Origin of the sequence: Sphingomonas hankookensis (assembly GCF_001619955.1) — a bacterium.
Classification (GTDB): Bacteria; Pseudomonadota; Alphaproteobacteria; order Sphingomonadales; family Sphingomonadaceae; genus Sphingomonas; species Sphingomonas hankookensis_A.
This window is the reverse complement of sequence record NZ_LQQO01000003.1, coordinates 68,662-84,104: the sequence shown is the minus strand read 5'-3', so window position 1 is coordinate 84,104 and position 15,443 is coordinate 68,662. Positions and strand designations below refer to the sequence as shown.

At 65.7% G+C, this 15,443-nt stretch carries 15 protein-coding genes; 5 read left to right on the top strand and 10 right to left on the bottom strand.

The features are described from left to right. Window positions 1–40 precede the first annotated feature (40 nt). The gene (locus AVT10_RS03650) at window positions 41–979 is read right to left on the bottom strand and encodes a glycosyltransferase family 2 protein (RefSeq protein WP_066688481.1); all 939 of its coding nucleotides are present in this window, start codon (window positions 977–979) and stop codon (window positions 41–43) included. Window positions 980–1,241: 262 nt separating this feature from the next. On the opposite strand from AVT10_RS03650, the gene AVT10_RS03645 reads away from it, so the two are divergent. The 5 genes from AVT10_RS03645 (at window position 1,242) to AVT10_RS03625 (ending at window position 5,764) form a co-directional block, all read left to right on the top strand. Then, the gene (locus AVT10_RS03645; protein WP_066688479.1) at window positions 1,242–2,021 is read left to right on the top strand and encodes a WecB/TagA/CpsF family glycosyltransferase; all 780 of its coding nucleotides are present in this window, start codon (window positions 1,242–1,244) and stop codon (window positions 2,019–2,021) included. Further along, window positions 2,021–3,094, top strand: coding sequence for an acyltransferase family protein (locus AVT10_RS03640; RefSeq protein ID WP_066688477.1), 1,074 nt, complete (start codon window positions 2,021–2,023; stop codon window positions 3,092–3,094). Before AVT10_RS03645 ends, AVT10_RS03640 begins: the two co-directional genes overlap by 1 nt. Beyond that, complete coding sequence (locus tag AVT10_RS03635) at window positions 3,091–4,008, top strand: glycosyltransferase family 2 protein (protein ID WP_066688475.1); 918 nt, start codon at window positions 3,091–3,093, stop codon at window positions 4,006–4,008. Before AVT10_RS03640 ends, AVT10_RS03635 begins: the two co-directional genes overlap by 4 nt. A 99-nt stretch (window positions 4,009–4,107) precedes the next feature. Further along, window positions 4,108–4,368, top strand: coding sequence for a spike base protein, RCAP_Rcc01079 family (locus AVT10_RS03630; RefSeq protein ID WP_066688474.1), 261 nt, complete (start codon window positions 4,108–4,110; stop codon window positions 4,366–4,368). A gap of 4 nt (window positions 4,369–4,372) precedes the next feature. After that, entirely contained in the window at window positions 4,373–5,764 is a 1,392-nt protein-coding gene (locus AVT10_RS03625) for an SGNH/GDSL hydrolase family protein (protein ID WP_126013129.1), read from the top strand. Window positions 5,765–5,813: 49 nt separating this feature from the next. Here the strand turns inward: AVT10_RS03625 and AVT10_RS03620 are convergent, their stop codons facing one another. The 9 genes from AVT10_RS03620 to AVT10_RS03580 form a co-directional block, all read right to left on the bottom strand. After that, on the bottom strand, window positions 5,814–6,125 hold the full coding sequence (locus AVT10_RS03620; protein WP_066688470.1) for a hypothetical protein: 312 nt from the start codon (window positions 6,123–6,125) through the stop codon (window positions 5,814–5,816). A gap of 57 nt (window positions 6,126–6,182) precedes the next feature. Then, a complete protein-coding gene (locus AVT10_RS03615) occupies window positions 6,183–7,121 on the bottom strand; it encodes a glycosyltransferase family 2 protein (protein ID WP_066688467.1) in 939 nt (312 codons plus the stop codon). Between the two features lie 84 nt (window positions 7,122–7,205). Next, window positions 7,206–8,234: an acyltransferase family protein gene (locus AVT10_RS03610; protein WP_066688465.1), complete on the bottom strand. Its 1,029-nt coding sequence runs from the start codon at window positions 8,232–8,234 to the stop codon at window positions 7,206–7,208. A gap of 10 nt (window positions 8,235–8,244) precedes the next feature. After that, window positions 8,245–9,705: an O-antigen ligase family protein gene (locus AVT10_RS03605; protein WP_084401299.1), complete on the bottom strand. Its 1,461-nt coding sequence runs from the start codon at window positions 9,703–9,705 to the stop codon at window positions 8,245–8,247. Between the two features lie 3 nt (window positions 9,706–9,708). Then, window positions 9,709–11,160: an MOP flippase family protein gene (locus tag AVT10_RS03600; RefSeq protein WP_066688455.1), complete on the bottom strand. Its 1,452-nt coding sequence runs from the start codon at window positions 11,158–11,160 to the stop codon at window positions 9,709–9,711. Further along, a complete protein-coding gene (locus AVT10_RS18065; protein ID WP_126013138.1) occupies window positions 11,157–11,987 on the bottom strand; it encodes a glycosyltransferase family 2 protein in 831 nt (276 codons plus the stop codon). Before AVT10_RS18065 ends, AVT10_RS03600 begins: the two co-directional genes overlap by 4 nt. Continuing rightward, window positions 11,980–13,251 carry a lipopolysaccharide biosynthesis protein gene (locus AVT10_RS03590; RefSeq protein ID WP_066688448.1) on the bottom strand — a complete coding sequence of 424 codons (1,272 nt, stop codon included), beginning with the start codon at window positions 13,249–13,251 and terminating at the stop codon, window positions 11,980–11,982. Before AVT10_RS03590 ends, AVT10_RS18065 begins: the two co-directional genes overlap by 8 nt. A 69-nt stretch (window positions 13,252–13,320) precedes the next feature. Continuing rightward, window positions 13,321–14,052, bottom strand: coding sequence for a P-loop NTPase (locus AVT10_RS03585; RefSeq protein ID WP_066688445.1), 732 nt, complete (start codon window positions 14,050–14,052; stop codon window positions 13,321–13,323). 20 nt (window positions 14,053–14,072) lie between these two features. Then, window positions 14,073–15,413, bottom strand: coding sequence for a GNVR domain-containing protein (locus AVT10_RS03580; protein WP_066688443.1), 1,341 nt, complete (start codon window positions 15,411–15,413; stop codon window positions 14,073–14,075). Window positions 15,414–15,443: the final 30 nt, after the last annotated feature.

Here is a 15,443-nt window from a genome sequence, read left to right as displayed (position 1 = left end):
AGTTGAAAGTCGTTAAGATTCCGCTGATTGCCGGGGCGCCTCAGGCCCCCGGCGCACGCCTCCCGAAGACATAGGCGATGCCATTGGCAACACGCTGATATGCCGTCGTAGGAAGCAGCACCTGCGCGCCGACAACCAGCGCCAGCTTCGGCGGATAGGCGCCATGCACGAGTGACTGGAAATACAGTCGTGCGCCGTAAATACGCTGTGCCCGTGCCGCCCCGCGCGCCGCATGCCAACCGCGAAACGCCCAATAAGCGCGTTCCGACACATGCACGCCGCGCATCCGGTCGATCCATTGCAGCAGGGGCACATATTTCGGCTGTTTCGACACGCGCTTCGGGTCGAACACGTCGTCACCGATCGACAACGCTTCGGGCACATACACGAATTTCAGTCCACTCGACGCGCACCGGATCGCGAAATCCGTATCCTGCGACGATGGCAGCGATTCGTCGAACCGGACCTCTCGCGCGACGTGGGTCGGCAGGATCATGGTCGAGGTCGGCACCCAGCCGCGCGCGCAGAACAGATATTCATCGATCCGCTCCTCGGCAGCGGGACCGCGCGGCGGCTTCAGCCAGAAGGTGCCGGTGCCGCGGTCCATGGCGATCTGCGTGAACAGCATGCAGTCGCCCGGCTGCTGCGCCAGAATGCCGGCAGCATGTTCGAGCTTGTTCGGCAAGAACTGATCGTCGGAATCGAGCAGCGCGACATAGGGCGCGCGCGCTTCGTCGAAGCCGGTGTTGCGCGCCGCGCTGGCGCCGCGATTGGGGGTGCGGATGTAGCGGAAACGATCGTCGCCCAGCGCGACGATCACCTGTTCCAGCGCCTCGCCGTCCTTCGATCCGTCATCGACGACCAGACATTCGAAATCGGCAAAGGTCTGCGCCTGCAGCGACGCCAGCGTCGGCCCAATCTTGTCCGCGCGATTATACGCGGGGATGACCACCGAAAACATGGGCTGCAGATTCGTCATTCGCCTACCCTAACGACACAGTATGTTCGTACAAGTTCCGACCCTGTCTGCGCCATGTTTGCCGCGATCCTGCAGACGGCATCCCCCTGCCCCGCTATAATACTACACCGCGAAATGCTGCACCGCAAACCGGATAGTAAACAAATGCTGCATGCGCTATAGCCCCGCCGCTTTCGACCCTTGCGCTTCGATAGGGAAGGCCGGGGCGATGAAAAGGGTGGCAAGCGCGATGAACGGTAAGGCAGCAACGAACCGGTCCGGCATGGAAACGACCAGGATCGCCGGATTTCCGGTAGTTACCGCGGGTCGTCAGGCGCTGACCGACCGGATGGCTGCCGATTGCAAGCGCGGTCCCGACGGTGCCGGACGCGGATCGGTACTGGTGTTCGACATCAACGGCCATGGCATTTCGATGGCGGGGACGAACCGTGCCTATCGTGACGCGCTGCACCAAGCCGACATGATCCATGCCGATGGCGGTGTCTGGGTCGCCATGTCCCGGCTGACCGGCACGCCGATCGAGGAACGCAGCGCCACCACCGACATGATGACCGACTTCGCCGCACGCTGCGAACGCGACGGCCTGTCCTTCTACATCCTGGGCGGCACCGAAGAGGTGAACCAAGCGTTCTGCGCGTTCTTGAAGCGCGAATATCCCCGGCTACGCATCGCGGGCAGCCGCAACGGCTATTTCAAGGCCGAACAGGATGCGGAAGTGATCGAACAGATCGCCGCGGCGAAGGCCGACGTCATCTGGGTCGGGATGGGCAAGCCGCGCGAGCAGCAATTTTCGATCGCGCTGCGCCGCCGGCTGGACCATGGCTGGATCGTCACCTGTGGCGGCTGCTATAACTATTTCGTCGGCGAATATACTCGCGCGCCGCAATGGATGCAGTCGGCCAACCTCGAATGGCTGCATCGCATGGCGACCGAGCCGCGGAAATTCGCATGGCGCTACATCACCACCAACCCGCATTCACTGGCGCTCGGGCTGTGGGATGTGCTTAAGCTGAAGGCCTCACGTTCGACCAAAGCCCGCTGATGCGGGTCGATTCGCTGACCGGCGTTCGCGGTGTCGCGGCGATGGCGGTCATGCTCTATCATATCCCGCAGCAGCCGGCCTTTGCCACGTTTCGAATGACCCTGTTCGATCGGGCCTATCTGTGCGTCGACCTGTTCTTCGTGTTGAGCGGCTTCGTCATGGCGATCGGCTATCGCGACATGATCGCCGAACGTCCGATTGCTGCGCGCTGTGGTGCATTCCTGCGGCAGCGGCTGGCCCGGGTGTTTCCGCTGCACCTCGTCGTCACCTTGGCGTTCCTGCTGCGGGCGATGGTCGATATGTCCGGTGATGGCGGACGGCCGGGTACGTTCGACGTCGTCGCCAATCTGGTAATGATCCAGTCCTGGGGGCTGGGTACTGCCGCGCTGGCCGGTAACAGCTGGTCGGTCAGTACCGAATGGGTCGCCTATCTGCTGTTTCCGCTGATCGCTATCGGCGCCGCATCGCGGCTGCGGCTCGCATTGGTGGTTGGCGCCGTCGCATTGCTGGCGCTGGTCGCACTGTCGGGGATCGGCATCCAGGGGCCGATGGACGTTGTGCAGCGCACCTCGATCCTGCCGGTGCTGCGCTGTCTGGGCGGGTTCACGCTGGGCGTGGTGGCGTATGGTTTCGCCGACCATCCCGCCGTGCGGGCGCGGCTGAGCGGTGACCGGGCGTTCGGCATCGTCTGCGCCATGATCGCGCTCGCATTCCTGGTGCCGGAAGGTGACCTGATCGTCGTCCTGTTGCTGCCGGTGCTGATCCTGTGCTGCTTCTTCGAGGGCCGGGCGGTTCGGGCGATCCTCGCGAACCCGGTAATCCTGCGGTTGGGCGTCACCTCCTATTCGCTCTACCTCTGGCATCCACTGTTCCGGGACATGGGTGCCTGGATCGTCGGGATGCTGCATCGGGCGGGCGTCACGCAGATCGACGCGGTCGCCTATCTGCTGCTGATTGTCGGCACGCTGATCTTTTGCGAGCTGAGCTATCGCGGGATCGAGGTGCCGGGCCGTCGCATCCTGCTGTGGCGGGCCAGCCGTCCCCTGCGCCCCATGGCCGGAGTACCGGCATGACCCATGTCGTCATCGCCGTGCCGACCTACCGTCGCCCGGACCAGTTGCGCAAACTGCTCGACTCCCTGGCGGTGCAGGTCGATGCGCCGCCGATGACCGTCGTCATCGCCGACAATGACCGCGTTCGCCACGAGGGCGTCGCCATGGCTGAAGCGATGCTTGCGGCCGGATACCCCCATGCGATCGATGCCTTTGTCGTCGACACGCCCGGCTTGTGCCATGCCCGCAACGCGCTGGTCGACCACGCGCTGGCGGTGGACGCGGCGACGCATGTCGCGATGCTGGACGACGACCAATGGGTCGCCCCCGACTGGCTGGCCAGGCTGCTGGCGGCGCATCGCCGGCACGGCGCGGACATTACCGGCGCGCCGGTCCGCTACCAGTTCGATGGCGCCCCGCCGCACTGGAACGATGCGCTGTTCGTGTTCCAGCCGGAGAGTCGCGACGACGGGCCGACGTCGATGCTGTTCAGCCTGACATCGGCGGTTGCCGATCGCCGCCTGTGGGAAACGACCCCCGCCCCCCGGTTCGACACGCGGCTGAACCAGATCGGCGGCGAGGACCTCGACCTCTACACTCGTTGGGCGGCCGAAGGGCGCCGCTTCGGCTGGACCAACACCACCGACGTGTTCGAAGCGGTCCCGGCGGATCGCACCACGCTGCGCTGGGCATGGCGGCGCATCTGGCGGGTCGGCAACACCGATACGATCGTGGCCTGGAACCGATCCGGTGGCGCGCGGCGGGTAAAACTGGTCGCGCGAACCTTGGCGATGACCGGCGCGGCGCTGCTGCTCTGGCCGCTGTCGGTGCTGTCGCGCCGACGCCGGCTGCGCGCGACCGGCCGGGTCATCCGCCAGTTCGGGCGGATCGCCGGGCTGAGCGGCCATGCCTTCAAGGAATATGCGGGCGGATAGCCGGCAGGCGCCCCCCCGAAACAACTTTCCTACAGATAAAATTTGAACATATAGGGAACGCCTGCCGGCATAATCGGGTGCCGGCGACGGAGGCGTTCCATGGCATATAGCAACCATCCCGACACGGCGACCGGGCCGGCGCGGGCTCCCTTTCCGATCATCCCCAGCGATACCGCCGAACTGCCGGCCTTCCCTAAGGGCATCTATGTCGGCCGAGGCGGCGACGTCACGCTGCGCGGCATCGAGGGGACGGCCGACGTCACCTATCGCAACCTGCCCGACGCGTCGTATATCGCCGTCCGCGCGCGCTATGTCCGCGCCACCGGCACCACCGCGTCCGACCTGATCGCGGAGGCCTGATCCCATGACCGCACGGCAATCGGGAGCGCAGGGCGGAATGACCGACCGGGCGCTCGACATGAAGCTGGCGACGCGCAACCTGCGCATGCCCGCCAACAACCGGGTCGCGGTTTTCGGCCCCAGCCATGCCGCGCAGCATTTTGCAGGCACCAATGCGTCAGGCGAAGTGCCGACATTGCTTGGCCAGACGGTCGGTGCGGTCCATTGGGCCAATTTCCTGTCGGGCGGGCGGGCGCTGCTGGAGCCGGCCGACATGGTGGCGCGTAACGGCGAATGGACCGGGCCGATGGCGTGGAACGGCATCGACTATCCCGGGCTGATGTCGCGCGTCGAGCGGCTGCTGGCGACCGGTGTCGGCCATGTCGTGATGGTCGCGCCCAGCGCCAACGATCGCAACGCGTGGACCGCCGCCCAGTCGATCGCGAACCTGACCGCGATCGTCGATCGCATCGTCGAGGCGGGGATGCTGCTGACCATCCTGCTCGATTATCCCCACGGCGCGGCGGCCTATACCGTGATGCGGCTGTCGAACACTGCGGCCAGCCCGCAGCTCGACCATTGGAACGTCGTCAATCGCTGGCTGCTGACGCTACACGGACAGCGCGGCATCCGCGTCGTTGATACGCCCGCGATCCTGGGCGACCTGACCAGTGCCGAGGGACAGGCGGCGTCGGGCGTCACGATCGACGGGCTGCACCTGTCGACCCAGGGTGCCTATCTGGTCGGGCGGGTGCTGGCCCGCGAATGGCGGCGCCTGTATCCGCTGGGCAATGTCCTGCCGTTCGGACAGGCGGAGCGCCCCGGACAGGCCGGCGTCAATCCCGGTGCGATAGTGTCGACCCAGCCCTATTTCGGCGGCACCGGCGGGACTCCCGGATCGGGGGCTACCGGGCAGATCGGCACCGGATGGACGACAGCGCTGGCCGCCGGGGTCAGCGGCACCTATTCGAAAGCCACGACGACCGGCTTTGGCGGGCGCAACTATATCGACGAGGACGGTCCGCCGACCAAGGACTGGCAGCAGATCGCGCTGTCGGGAACGGCGAGCGGCACGGCCGACGTCATCCTGCTACGCCAGGCGATCAATCCTGCGATCGGCGATCCGCTGCGCGCGGTGGCCGAGATCGAGGTCGATCCCGGCACCACCGGGCTGTCGGGGATCGGAATCTACATCTTCCACAGCGGCAGCGGGCAGCAGATCCGCGCGTTCGGCACACCGCCGAGCGGGCTGGCCGATCCGTGGCCGTCGCAGGGTTTGGCAGGAGTGATGCGGACCCCGCGGTGGGTCGCCGACAGCAATCTCTGCTACCTGCAACTGTCCGCCAAGCCGATCAACGGCGGGGCGGTGTCCGCGACGCTTCGCGTGCGCGGCATGGCGGTCGGCAAGACGCTGTAGCAGGACGACGACCGGGCGACGCATGCGCTGCCCGGTTGTCGGTCGCACGTCAGGGAATGCGCTGCGCCGAACAGTCCAGTTCACCGCGCACGCCGCCTTCGAAAAAGCTCGGCTTGCGCAATTCGCAACCGGTCGTCCGTTCGGCAGCGGTGCGGAACCGTTCCATGATATTGTTGTTGCGCGGCGCGGCGGGATCGCCGCCGGTGATCTCGGCCGTGTCGGGCGACAGGCGCCGCACCAGATAGGGCCAGCCCGCAACCTCGATCCGGCGCGTATCGTCGATCACCGCCGGTTTGGGCGCAGGACGCGGCGGCGGGACCGGCAGCATCGTCTGATAGGCGATCAGGGCAAGTAGCAGCATGGGTTGGAGATGGCGCTTAGCGCCGCCCTGTGCAACCGTCGAGTTGATGTCGCGCGGTCAGACCGGCGGGACGACCGTTCCCCGGAACCAGTTGCGCACCGCAATCCACTGATCGGCTGCCCGGCGATAGGCATTTTGCGGCATGAAGATCTGCAGAAACACCGTTGCTGCCAGCCGCGGCGAATAGGCGCCGCGCAGCACCGCCGCGAGATACAGCCGCAAAGCCCCTGCCGCATCCGAATGGCGTACGACCTTGGCGATGTGCCAGCCGAAATAACCGCGATAGGCTCGTTCGGGGATATGTGGGCGCAGGTCATTCAGCCACTGCACCTTTTCCGCGCGATGGCCGTTGGCCGACAAGCGGTCGTCGCGCGGATCGTCGGCCCACACCACACTGGGGGTCGTCGTCATGCGAAAGCGGCAACCGGCCAGCGCAAGGCGAATGGCGAAATCGGTATCGTCGCCGAACGTCACGTCCGACCGGTAGCGAACCTGCGCGGCAATCGCGCGCGGCACCAGCAGCCCGCTGGTCTGCACGAAGCCGCGATCGCACATAAGATAGGATGCCATGTCTTCGCCATCGCCGATCCCACGCGGCGGCTTGACGACGAACCGGCCACCGCCGCGATCGGCAACGACCGCCGAATAGGCGGCGACCTTCAGGTCCCCGCCGGCCAGTGTCATCAGGTCGGCCAGGTGATTGGGCAGGAACCGATCATCGGAATCGAGCAATGCGATATAATCGCCGCGCGCCAGGTCGAACCCGCGGTTGCGCGCCGGGCCGGCGCCGCCATTGGTGACGGCGACCACGACCAGTCGGGGATCGTCGATCGCCCGCAACCGATCCACGCTGTCGTCTTGCGACCCGTCATCGATAACGATGACTTCCAGCGGCGAGAAATCCTGCTTCAATGCAGATTCCACCGCCGCCACCACCGCATCGGCCCGGTTGTAATTGGGAATGACGACCGAAACCGTCGCGCGGGGTACGTTCATCACAACCCGCGTTCGTCCAGACCGTCTCGCCTTCCCAGCGCCACCCCAATTCCCCTTTCACACACCCGGCGGCACAGGGCCGCATCAGGCAATATATTTTCCTGCCCGTCGCACGACCGGCAGCCGAACGATCACCGCGCGTGCAACGATAGGCCCTATTATCCCCGCTAACATCAACACACTAAGGAACGGTGCGTTCCATGCTCCGTCCGCTGGGAACAAACGAAGCCAGATTAGTTTCGCCACCCCAATACAGATGGTATTCATGAGATAGATTGCCATCGAGTTAGCCCCGACGATCTGCAAAAGCCGCGAACGCTGCGCCGCGGGGAACAGCATCGCGCCGTGCAGGGCCGGGATGGACAGCAGGCCGCAATACAGCAGTGCGAAGGGATGCCATGGCCCCTGCGATGCCGCGGCAGCAAACAGCAGTGTCAACGGTAGCCACCAGCGCTTGAAGCGCGTCACGCACCAGTCCCAGTGCAGCCACGCCCAGCCGCCGACGGCGAAGAACACATAATATCGCAGCAGCCGGGCGAGATAAAATCGCTCGGTAACCATAAAATATTCGGCCGCCATGGATACGACCAGTGCGATACCGACCAGCAATGCCATCCTTCCCCGGAAACGGGTGAACAGGAACGGCGTCACCAGCGAATAGATGAACAGGACGAGCAGGTACCAGATCGAAATGTTCGGATTGTCCGGCGTATTCGACAGCACCCGCCACAGGCCGGTCGAGACATTGCCGACGCCTTCATGGACTTCGCCGAACTGCGCAGCCGCCGCCTTGCCCAGGATGATGACGATCCCGAAGAACGCGAACGGCACCAGAAGCCGGTCGGCGCGCGACGTCACCAAGGACCGCCAGGCCTTGCCGAGCCGCAGATGCGCCTGGGTCAGGAAAAAGACATAGCCGCTCAGGTACAGAAAGAACGGCATGTGAAAGGTGTAGATGATATCGCGCGTCGTCGCATACCAAGCCGATTCACCAGGCGAATTGGCCTGTACCAAATGGCCATAGACCACCAGCAACATGCCCAGCCCCTTGGCCACATCGATATGCAGCAGGCGCTGTCGCGAGCGATCCGGGGCTGGACCTTCCTGTACCATAGCCGGCCCTTCAGACCTGTTGCTGCGGACGATAGCGCCGGGACCAGCCACGACGACGAACCGTGCGCGTCGTGTCCCAGTTCGTATCCGCCAGCCACTGGGTTTCGCCCCGCTTCGCTGCCACGAAGCGGGTATGCATCACGAGGATGAAGACCACCACGAACGACCAGCTTTCCTTGTCGGGGGCGAAGAACTGCGCTTCGGTGAAGTTCTGCACCACACCGAAGAACCACACCCCCGCCCCCATCGACGCCAGCGGGATATCGCGGTCGGATGACGTCCAGAACCGGTAGAACGGCAGAAACACCAGCGCGACCAGCGCGAGAACGAAGCCGATGATCCCCGTCGTCAGCAGAATCTCGAAATAGCCGGAATGCGAGTGGCCGACCGCCGCGACGACCTTGTTCACGCCCAGTCGCAGCATCGGCGACGCCTCACCGATGGCATAGAATGACCCGTAGCCCGACCCGAGCAGGAAATGCTCGCGGATATAGGGCATGATCGACGCCCAGATCGCCACCCGCCCGGAGAGAGTCTCATAGTCTGAGAAATAGGCGTACACGAGGTCCCAGTTGATGGCGACCAACATACCCGCAGTGGCGATCAGCAGGATCAGGCCATACCAGAACAGGATGCGCTTCGACGGATTGCCGACCCGGCAGCGGTACAGGATGTACGAGAACATCAGGCTGATGCCGACCCAGCCGAGCGAAGTCTTGGAATCGGTCTTGAACAGCACGAACGCCGCGCCGAAGAACAGGGCGATATCCAGCCAGCTACGCCGCCGCCAGCTGTGGTGGAAGAAGATGATCGTGGCATATGCCATGACCGCACCGGTCACGTTCTTGTGCCGGAAAACGCCCTTCCACGTCCCGATCAGTTCGGGATCGAGTTCGTTCGCCGGATGGACCGCGAACGAAAACAGCGGAATCGACGACAGGCACGCGGTGATGATGGATACCACCACGCTCAAGCCGAGAAAGATGTACATAAGACGCACGGTCTGGCGCGCCCCAAGAATGTCGATGGTGAACGCCATGCTGGCAAGCACGACGACCATCCCCAGCGATCGGCGGATCGAAATGCCCGGATCGATAGCCCATGTCGCGCTCAACAAACACCAAATGCACGCGATCAGATAGGCATAAGAAATTGCGTGGAAGTTCTTTAGGCCGCGCATGTAGAATACGATCGCGGTAACGATGCCGAACAGCGCGAAATAGAAGAACTGCCGAAACGCGCTTCCGGCCTGCGCTGCCAGCACTTCGCCGTCCAAATTCTCGGCGGCGGCATACGCATCGTTCGCCGGCGCATAACGCAGGTTGACGCAGATCATGTAGAACAGTGCCAGCAGCACGATCTGGAAAAACAGCTGCACGCGCTTGTCATAGCGCAGCATCTCCACCGGGCGGTGCCAGCTGCGCCGCTGCGGGGATGCCATGCCTGCGGAGTCGGGGATCGTCGTCGCCATGGCTCAAGCCTCTGCCTTGCGCCGGCCGACCAGCGCCATCATGGACAATACCCAGCGCCGGTTGAGAAACCAGCTGCTGCCGAGATAGATCAACCCACCTGCGATACCGCCGGCCACGATCCGGATGAAATGGTCGGTGATCGGCAGCGCCACGAACAACCCTACCCCGGCGGCGGCAGCGGTCGCCAGCAGCGGCCGAAGCCATTGCAGATTATATTCGACGAACCCCGCACCGGTAATCGGCCGGATGACCCCGGCCCATAGTGCGATGGCGAAGACCGCATAGAAGATCGTGATGCCCACCGCGACGCCCATCGCGCCCCAATGCGCGGCGATCGCGGCGGTGATCGCCAGCGTCACTGCGACGGTCAGCGACTGGATCAGCGCGACCTTCGACTTGCCGGTGCCATAGAGCAGACTGCCGACCGGATTGCCGAGCGACCGGAACATGCCCCACAACGCGAACATGCCGAGCAGGTCGGCGGCATTGCCCCAGCGTGGCCCCAGCGCGATCAGCGCCACGTCCTGCCGGAACGCGGCGATGAAGCCGTAGATCGGGAAATTGATCGCCGAGGTCATCGCGAGCGTCGTCAGATAGACGTTGCGGATGCGCCCCTTGTCGTGCTGCACCTCGGCCAGCAGCGGCGTACCGACCCGGGTGATGATCGGGTTGGTCGCCATCATCACCTTCAGGCACAATTCGCGCGGCACCGAATAGATGCCGAGCATCGTGCTGCCCAGCAGCCGCCCGACGATCAGGATGTCGATCTGTACCGCCGCGGTGTTGGCCAGGCTGGCGCCGAGCAGATACATGCCGGAGCCGAGATAGGGCCTGGCATCGGCGAAGTGGAAATAGGCGCGCAGGTTCCAGTCGTTCGACCGGGCGAACAACCAGTAGAACAGGCTGTTGCAGCCACTGAGCAACAGGATCGCCGCGACCAGCGCATAGACCCCGGCCCCGTTCCACGCGAGGATGATCGCCGCCAGCGTGCTGATCGCCGCCGAACACAGCTCGACGATCGCGATGGTGCGGAATTCCAGCCGCTTTTCGGCCAGCACCTTGATCTGCTGCCCCAGCGCCAGGAACAGGAAGGACAGCCCCGACAGCGCCAGCGGCAGCGCCGCGCGAGAATCGCCCAGAAAGCTGGCCAGCGCGGGCGACGCCGCCGCGACGATCCCCGCCAGCACCGCGCCGATCGCGACATTCAACCAGTAGAGCGTGGTCAGCGCATCGTCCGAAATCGTCCGGCTGTGGATGATGACCGAACTGACCCCCAGATCGGCGAACAGCTGCACAAAGGCGGTGACGGTCAGCACCATCGCCATCAGGCCGAAATCATGCTGCGTCAGCAGACGGGCGAGGACGAAGATCTGCAGGGTCTGCAACAGCACCCGCCCCGCCGTGGCGAAGCTGGTCCAACGCACCGCGGCAACCGCGCGGCCCTTGATCGTCACCGGACATTCTCCGGCACGCCATACGCCTCGACGATCTGTGCGATCTGCCGATCGTTGTTCGAACCGTTGACGAAATTGACGTTCATCAACGCCACTTCCTGCGACCCCGGCCATTCGCGGAACCGCCGGCGCGGGCCGACCCGGCGCACCGTCGCGCCCGACAGCCGCGCCATCCAGTTGAGCCACACATCATCGGTCGTCGGGCACAGTTCCAGCAGCCGATCGACGCGGGTGACATCGGGATGGAAGATGCCCGGCGGATAGAGGATCCCGCCGATGCCGGTCCCGAACAGATTGGGGCTGTCGCCCAGATCGTCGACCTGATGCTCCCATTCGACATAGGGGGCGAGGCCGTCGCCCTGCCGCTTCATCCGATGGGCGCGGGTGCACAGGATTTCGCGGCGGTCGGCGCGCCAGTCGTCGACCAGATACCCCAGCCAGTCGGCCGGATAATAGACATCGTCATCGGCGGTGACGATCGCCGCATCGGGATAGGCTTCCAGAGCGGGAATGATCTTCTTGTACGACCGCAGGTCGGGCGTGGTGCGGATCGTCAGCCCATGGGCTTCGAGCGCGCGCACCTCGGCGGGCAGCGCATCGATATCGGCCGGCGCGATCCACAGCACCGTCGCATCGGCCTTCACCTCTTGCGACAGCAGGGTGGCGAGGGTCGGTGCCAGCGTATCGAACCGCTTCGAGTAGGATGTCAGCGACACGACCAGCGGAAAGGGCAGCTTGTGCGGACGCTGCTTGACGGTGCGCAGGCGGACAAAGGCGTAGCGGCGCAGCGCCGCCAGGTACAATGTCTTCGCAAGAGCCTTAACCATCGTCCCGTTCCCTCGATACCGTTTCGCGGCCATCGCGGCGCCAGCGCCGCTCCGCGACCACGACGCCCCACATCATCACCGCCTGCCCCAGCAGGATGCCGACCAGCGACCAGGCGGCGGCAAAGCTGGTCAGCACCAGCGCGACGCCCGCGACCGACACGCCGCACGCGACCATGCTGGCGGTCGCCAGGGCGCGGAAGCGGTCGGCCGCCTGCAACAAAACGCTTGCCGGCGTCATGATGCATTGCAGCAAAGCGATCGCTCCGGTCAACACCACCGCGATTTCGACCGACCGCGCGTCGAGCTTCGCCGGCACGACCGTTCCGGGCACCAGCCACAACATGCCGGCCGCCAGCGCGATCGTACCCGCCCACAGCAGCAGCAGGACCAGCAGGAAATGGCGCCGCGACCGCTCGGCGGCATCGACCCGTCCGGCGCTCAGGTCGCGCGCCATGCGCGGACGCTCGGTCTGGGTCAGCGCGGTGATGCAGACATTCAACGGCCGCAGGAACAGCGCCGCAACGCTGAGCGGCGCGAACGCATCCGGCCCGAGCATCGCCGTCACCAGATAGGCATGGCCGTTGGTCGTCGCCTCGCTGGTGACGACCCCGACCAATGCCCAGCTCGCCTGATCGCGCCAGATCGGACGATAGGCGCCGAGCGACGCGATCCCGACCAGTGCGCCGATCACCGCGGTGAAGGGCACCAGGGCCAGCAGCGTCGCGACGACGAACCCCGCGGCGATATGCGCCAGCCCGCCGCCCAGCCACAGGACGGCGCCCGCCCACAGGCCGAGGATCGCGGCATAGATCAGGTCGGACAGCGCGGCGCGGACCGGCTGGTCCTCGGCATAGGCATGGTTGCGCCCGAACCAGCGGATCAGCGCGAGGAAAGCGGTGGCACCAAATCCCAGCGCGACCGCCAGCGAGGAAGCCCCGACCCCCATGACGACCCCGACCAGCACGCCATAGCCCACCGACAGCGCCAGATTGACCGCGCGTAGCGTGCGCAGCCCGTCCGTCCGCCCGTCGGTCCGGTGGATCAGGATCGAATAGGGCGCGCAGACCAGCGCGTTCGACAGGCCGAAGCCCAGCTGGATCAGGACGATGGCAAAGGCGAGCAGACCGACGCCGCTGGCCGGCAATCGCGCGATCGCGACCAGCTGGATCGCGAAATGCGCGACGGACACGAACGCCGACGAGCCGCTCACCAGCCCATAGCGGCGCAGCACGTCGGTCCATGGCGGGGCGGAGCGCGAGGTCATGCAGACGTGCTGGTCATCGTTCGATGGCCCGGCGCGGTCAGGACGACATCGCCGGGCCGGAACAACGGATCAGACCAGAACCGACCCGGCGACCGGAATGCCGCGCTGGTCGAGCACGTCGACGATGCGGCGGATGTCGGCGATCTTGGTGCGGTGCTTTTCGGCGACCACCACGACATTGTCGAACCCGGCCAGCAGGTTGCCGAGCGCCAGGACGCGGTCGCCCATCGCCGGCAGCGCGACGATGATCTGGCGTACGCCCGGCATCGACCATTGTTCGACCTGTTCGACCAGCGCGCCGCGTTCCAGGTGGCTCGCCTGCGACGCCGCATCGCTGCCGGCGGGCACGACGAACAGTCCGGGGATCGCGGTCCGCTGCGCGGTGATCGTCGCGTCGGGGGTGCGCAGGCAGTCGGCGACGCCGGGTGCCTCGGGAACGCGCAACAGCGACGCGATCGCCGGATCGGCAAGGCCGGCATCGACCAGCCCGGTGACCGTGCCCATCTGGGCGAACACCGTCGCCAGATTGGCGCTCAGCACCGATGGCGCGTCGCCCGGCGACACGCCGACCACGGCGGTCAGCGCGATGCGGGTGTTCAGCCCGTTCTGCTCGCTGGTGGCGGCGATGACCTTGGCGCGGATCGCGCGGATCTTCGCCACCATGTCGTCGCTGCGGAAGGCCGCGACGACCAGCGGATCGACCCGGGGGTCGCCCATCTGCAACAGCGACCGGGCGTCGTCGTTGCCCGGAACGGAATCATCCCCCGCCCCCTGGCGGTGTACCGTCGATTTCAAACGCATAGGATGTACTTTCCCAAAGCTTAGGCGTGACGGAGCGCAAGGGCGGAGGACTTGTCCGAGCTGCCGTCGGTGAAGTCGGCCAGGACGTCGAGGTCGGTCGCCTTGGCAAGGCCACTGGCCGAGCGCGCACGGGGCGATGCGATTTCGAGGATGAGCGCCAAGCCGCAGCCCAGCACGCCGCCGAACACCAGCCCGCCCAGCAACCACAGCAGCACGTTCGGCTTGAACGGCAGCAGCGGTGCGGTCGCACGGTCGAGGACCGTGGTGTTCGCCCGCGACACTTCGCTCTTGAGCGCGGCATCGTTCAGGCGTTGGCGCACCGTGTCATAGGTCTGGCGCGCGGCATCGACGTCACGCTGCAGCACCGACAGCTGGTCCTGGGTGCCCGACATCCGCAGCATCCGCGCCTGCTGTTCGGCCAGCCGGTTGCGCAGGTCGGCCTCGCGCCGCACCGCCGCGCCGCTCGCGGCTGACAGGGCGTTCGACTGAATGCCGCGGGTCGCCGCCAGCTGGGCGCGCAACGTCGCCAGCTGGGCCTGCGCCGCGATCATCTCGGGATGGTTCGGCCCCAGCGTGCGGCCGAGTTCGGCGGCTTCGGCCGACTTGATCGCCACCTGCTGCTGCAGCCCCTGCACCGACAGCGCGGCGTTGACCTCTGGCATGTTCGCGCCACCGGCCTTCGACCGTGCCTCGGCGGCGGCGGCTTCGGCGCTGGTCAGCTCGGCCGACAGGCTCTTCAGCTTCTCCGCCTCGACGTCCATGCGGTCGACACCGATGATGCCGTTGGCGCGCTGGAAATCGGTCAGGCGGCGCTGCGCCTGTTCGAAACGCTCGCGCACCTCGGCGGTCCGCTGGTCATACCAGCGCGCATTGACGCGGGCCGGGTTGACACGCAGCTCGACCTGCTTCGCCAGGAAGGTGTCGGCGAACAGGTTCGCCACCCGCGCCGCCGTTTCCGGATCGCGGTCGATATAGCCGATCGTGATGACGTTGCTCTGGCGGTCGGTATCGACGCTCAGATTCTTCGCGATCTCGTCGCGAACGCGCTGCACCTCGACCGGGTCGTTCGGCTTTTCGATCAGGCCGGACTTGGCCGCCACTTCGGACAGCACCAGCTCGCTGCGCAGCACGCTGACCTGCGTGCCGATGATCGAATCGATCACCGCGGCGCTTTGCTGCTGGTCCTTTTCGGACTGGTCGGTCTGGGCCAGATCGACCAGCAGCGACGATGTCGCGCGATACTGGCGGGGCTGGATCAGCGCCAGCGTCGCCGCCAGCGCGAACACGACCCCGCCGACCAGCAGGATCAGCATCAGACGGGTCCGTACGACCTGCCATAGATCGGCTAAGTTGAAGCTCATTCCGTCACACCTTTCCGGGGCAGGCCCCGT

Bases quoted from the DNA above. Each gene is read 5' to 3' on its own strand.
- AVT10_RS03580 (WP_066688443.1), bottom strand. From the start codon at position 15,413: ATGAGCTTCAACTTAGCCGATCTATGGCAGGTCGTACGGACCCGTCTG.
- AVT10_RS03605 (WP_084401299.1), bottom strand. From the start codon at position 9,705: ATGGCGACGACGATCCCCGACTCCGCAGGCATGGCATCCCCGCAGCGG.
- AVT10_RS03590 (WP_066688448.1), bottom strand. From the start codon at position 13,251: ATGACCTCGCGCTCCGCCCCGCCATGGACCGACGTGCTGCGCCGCTAT.
- AVT10_RS03630 (WP_066688474.1), top strand. From the start codon at position 4,108: ATGGCATATAGCAACCATCCCGACACGGCGACCGGGCCGGCGCGGGCT.
- AVT10_RS03625 (WP_126013129.1), top strand. From the start codon at position 4,373: ATGACCGCACGGCAATCGGGAGCGCAGGGCGGAATGACCGACCGGGCG.
- AVT10_RS03610 (WP_066688465.1), bottom strand. From the start codon at position 8,234: ATGGTACAGGAAGGTCCAGCCCCGGATCGCTCGCGACAGCGCCTGCTG.
- AVT10_RS03615 (WP_066688467.1), bottom strand. From the start codon at position 7,121: ATGAACGTACCCCGCGCGACGGTTTCGGTCGTCATTCCCAATTACAAC.
- AVT10_RS03640 (WP_066688477.1), top strand. From the start codon at position 2,021: ATGCGGGTCGATTCGCTGACCGGCGTTCGCGGTGTCGCGGCGATGGCG.
- AVT10_RS03635 (WP_066688475.1), top strand. From the start codon at position 3,091: ATGACCCATGTCGTCATCGCCGTGCCGACCTACCGTCGCCCGGACCAG.
- AVT10_RS18065 (WP_126013138.1), bottom strand. From the start codon at position 11,987: ATGGTTAAGGCTCTTGCGAAGACATTGTACCTGGCGGCGCTGCGCCGC.
- AVT10_RS03645 (WP_066688479.1), top strand. From the start codon at position 1,242: ATGGAAACGACCAGGATCGCCGGATTTCCGGTAGTTACCGCGGGTCGT.
- AVT10_RS03650 (WP_066688481.1), bottom strand. From the start codon at position 979: ATGACGAATCTGCAGCCCATGTTTTCGGTGGTCATCCCCGCGTATAAT.
- AVT10_RS03585 (WP_066688445.1), bottom strand. From the start codon at position 14,052: ATGCGTTTGAAATCGACGGTACACCGCCAGGGGGCGGGGGATGATTCC.
- AVT10_RS03620 (WP_066688470.1), bottom strand. From the start codon at position 6,125: ATGCTGCTACTTGCCCTGATCGCCTATCAGACGATGCTGCCGGTCCCG.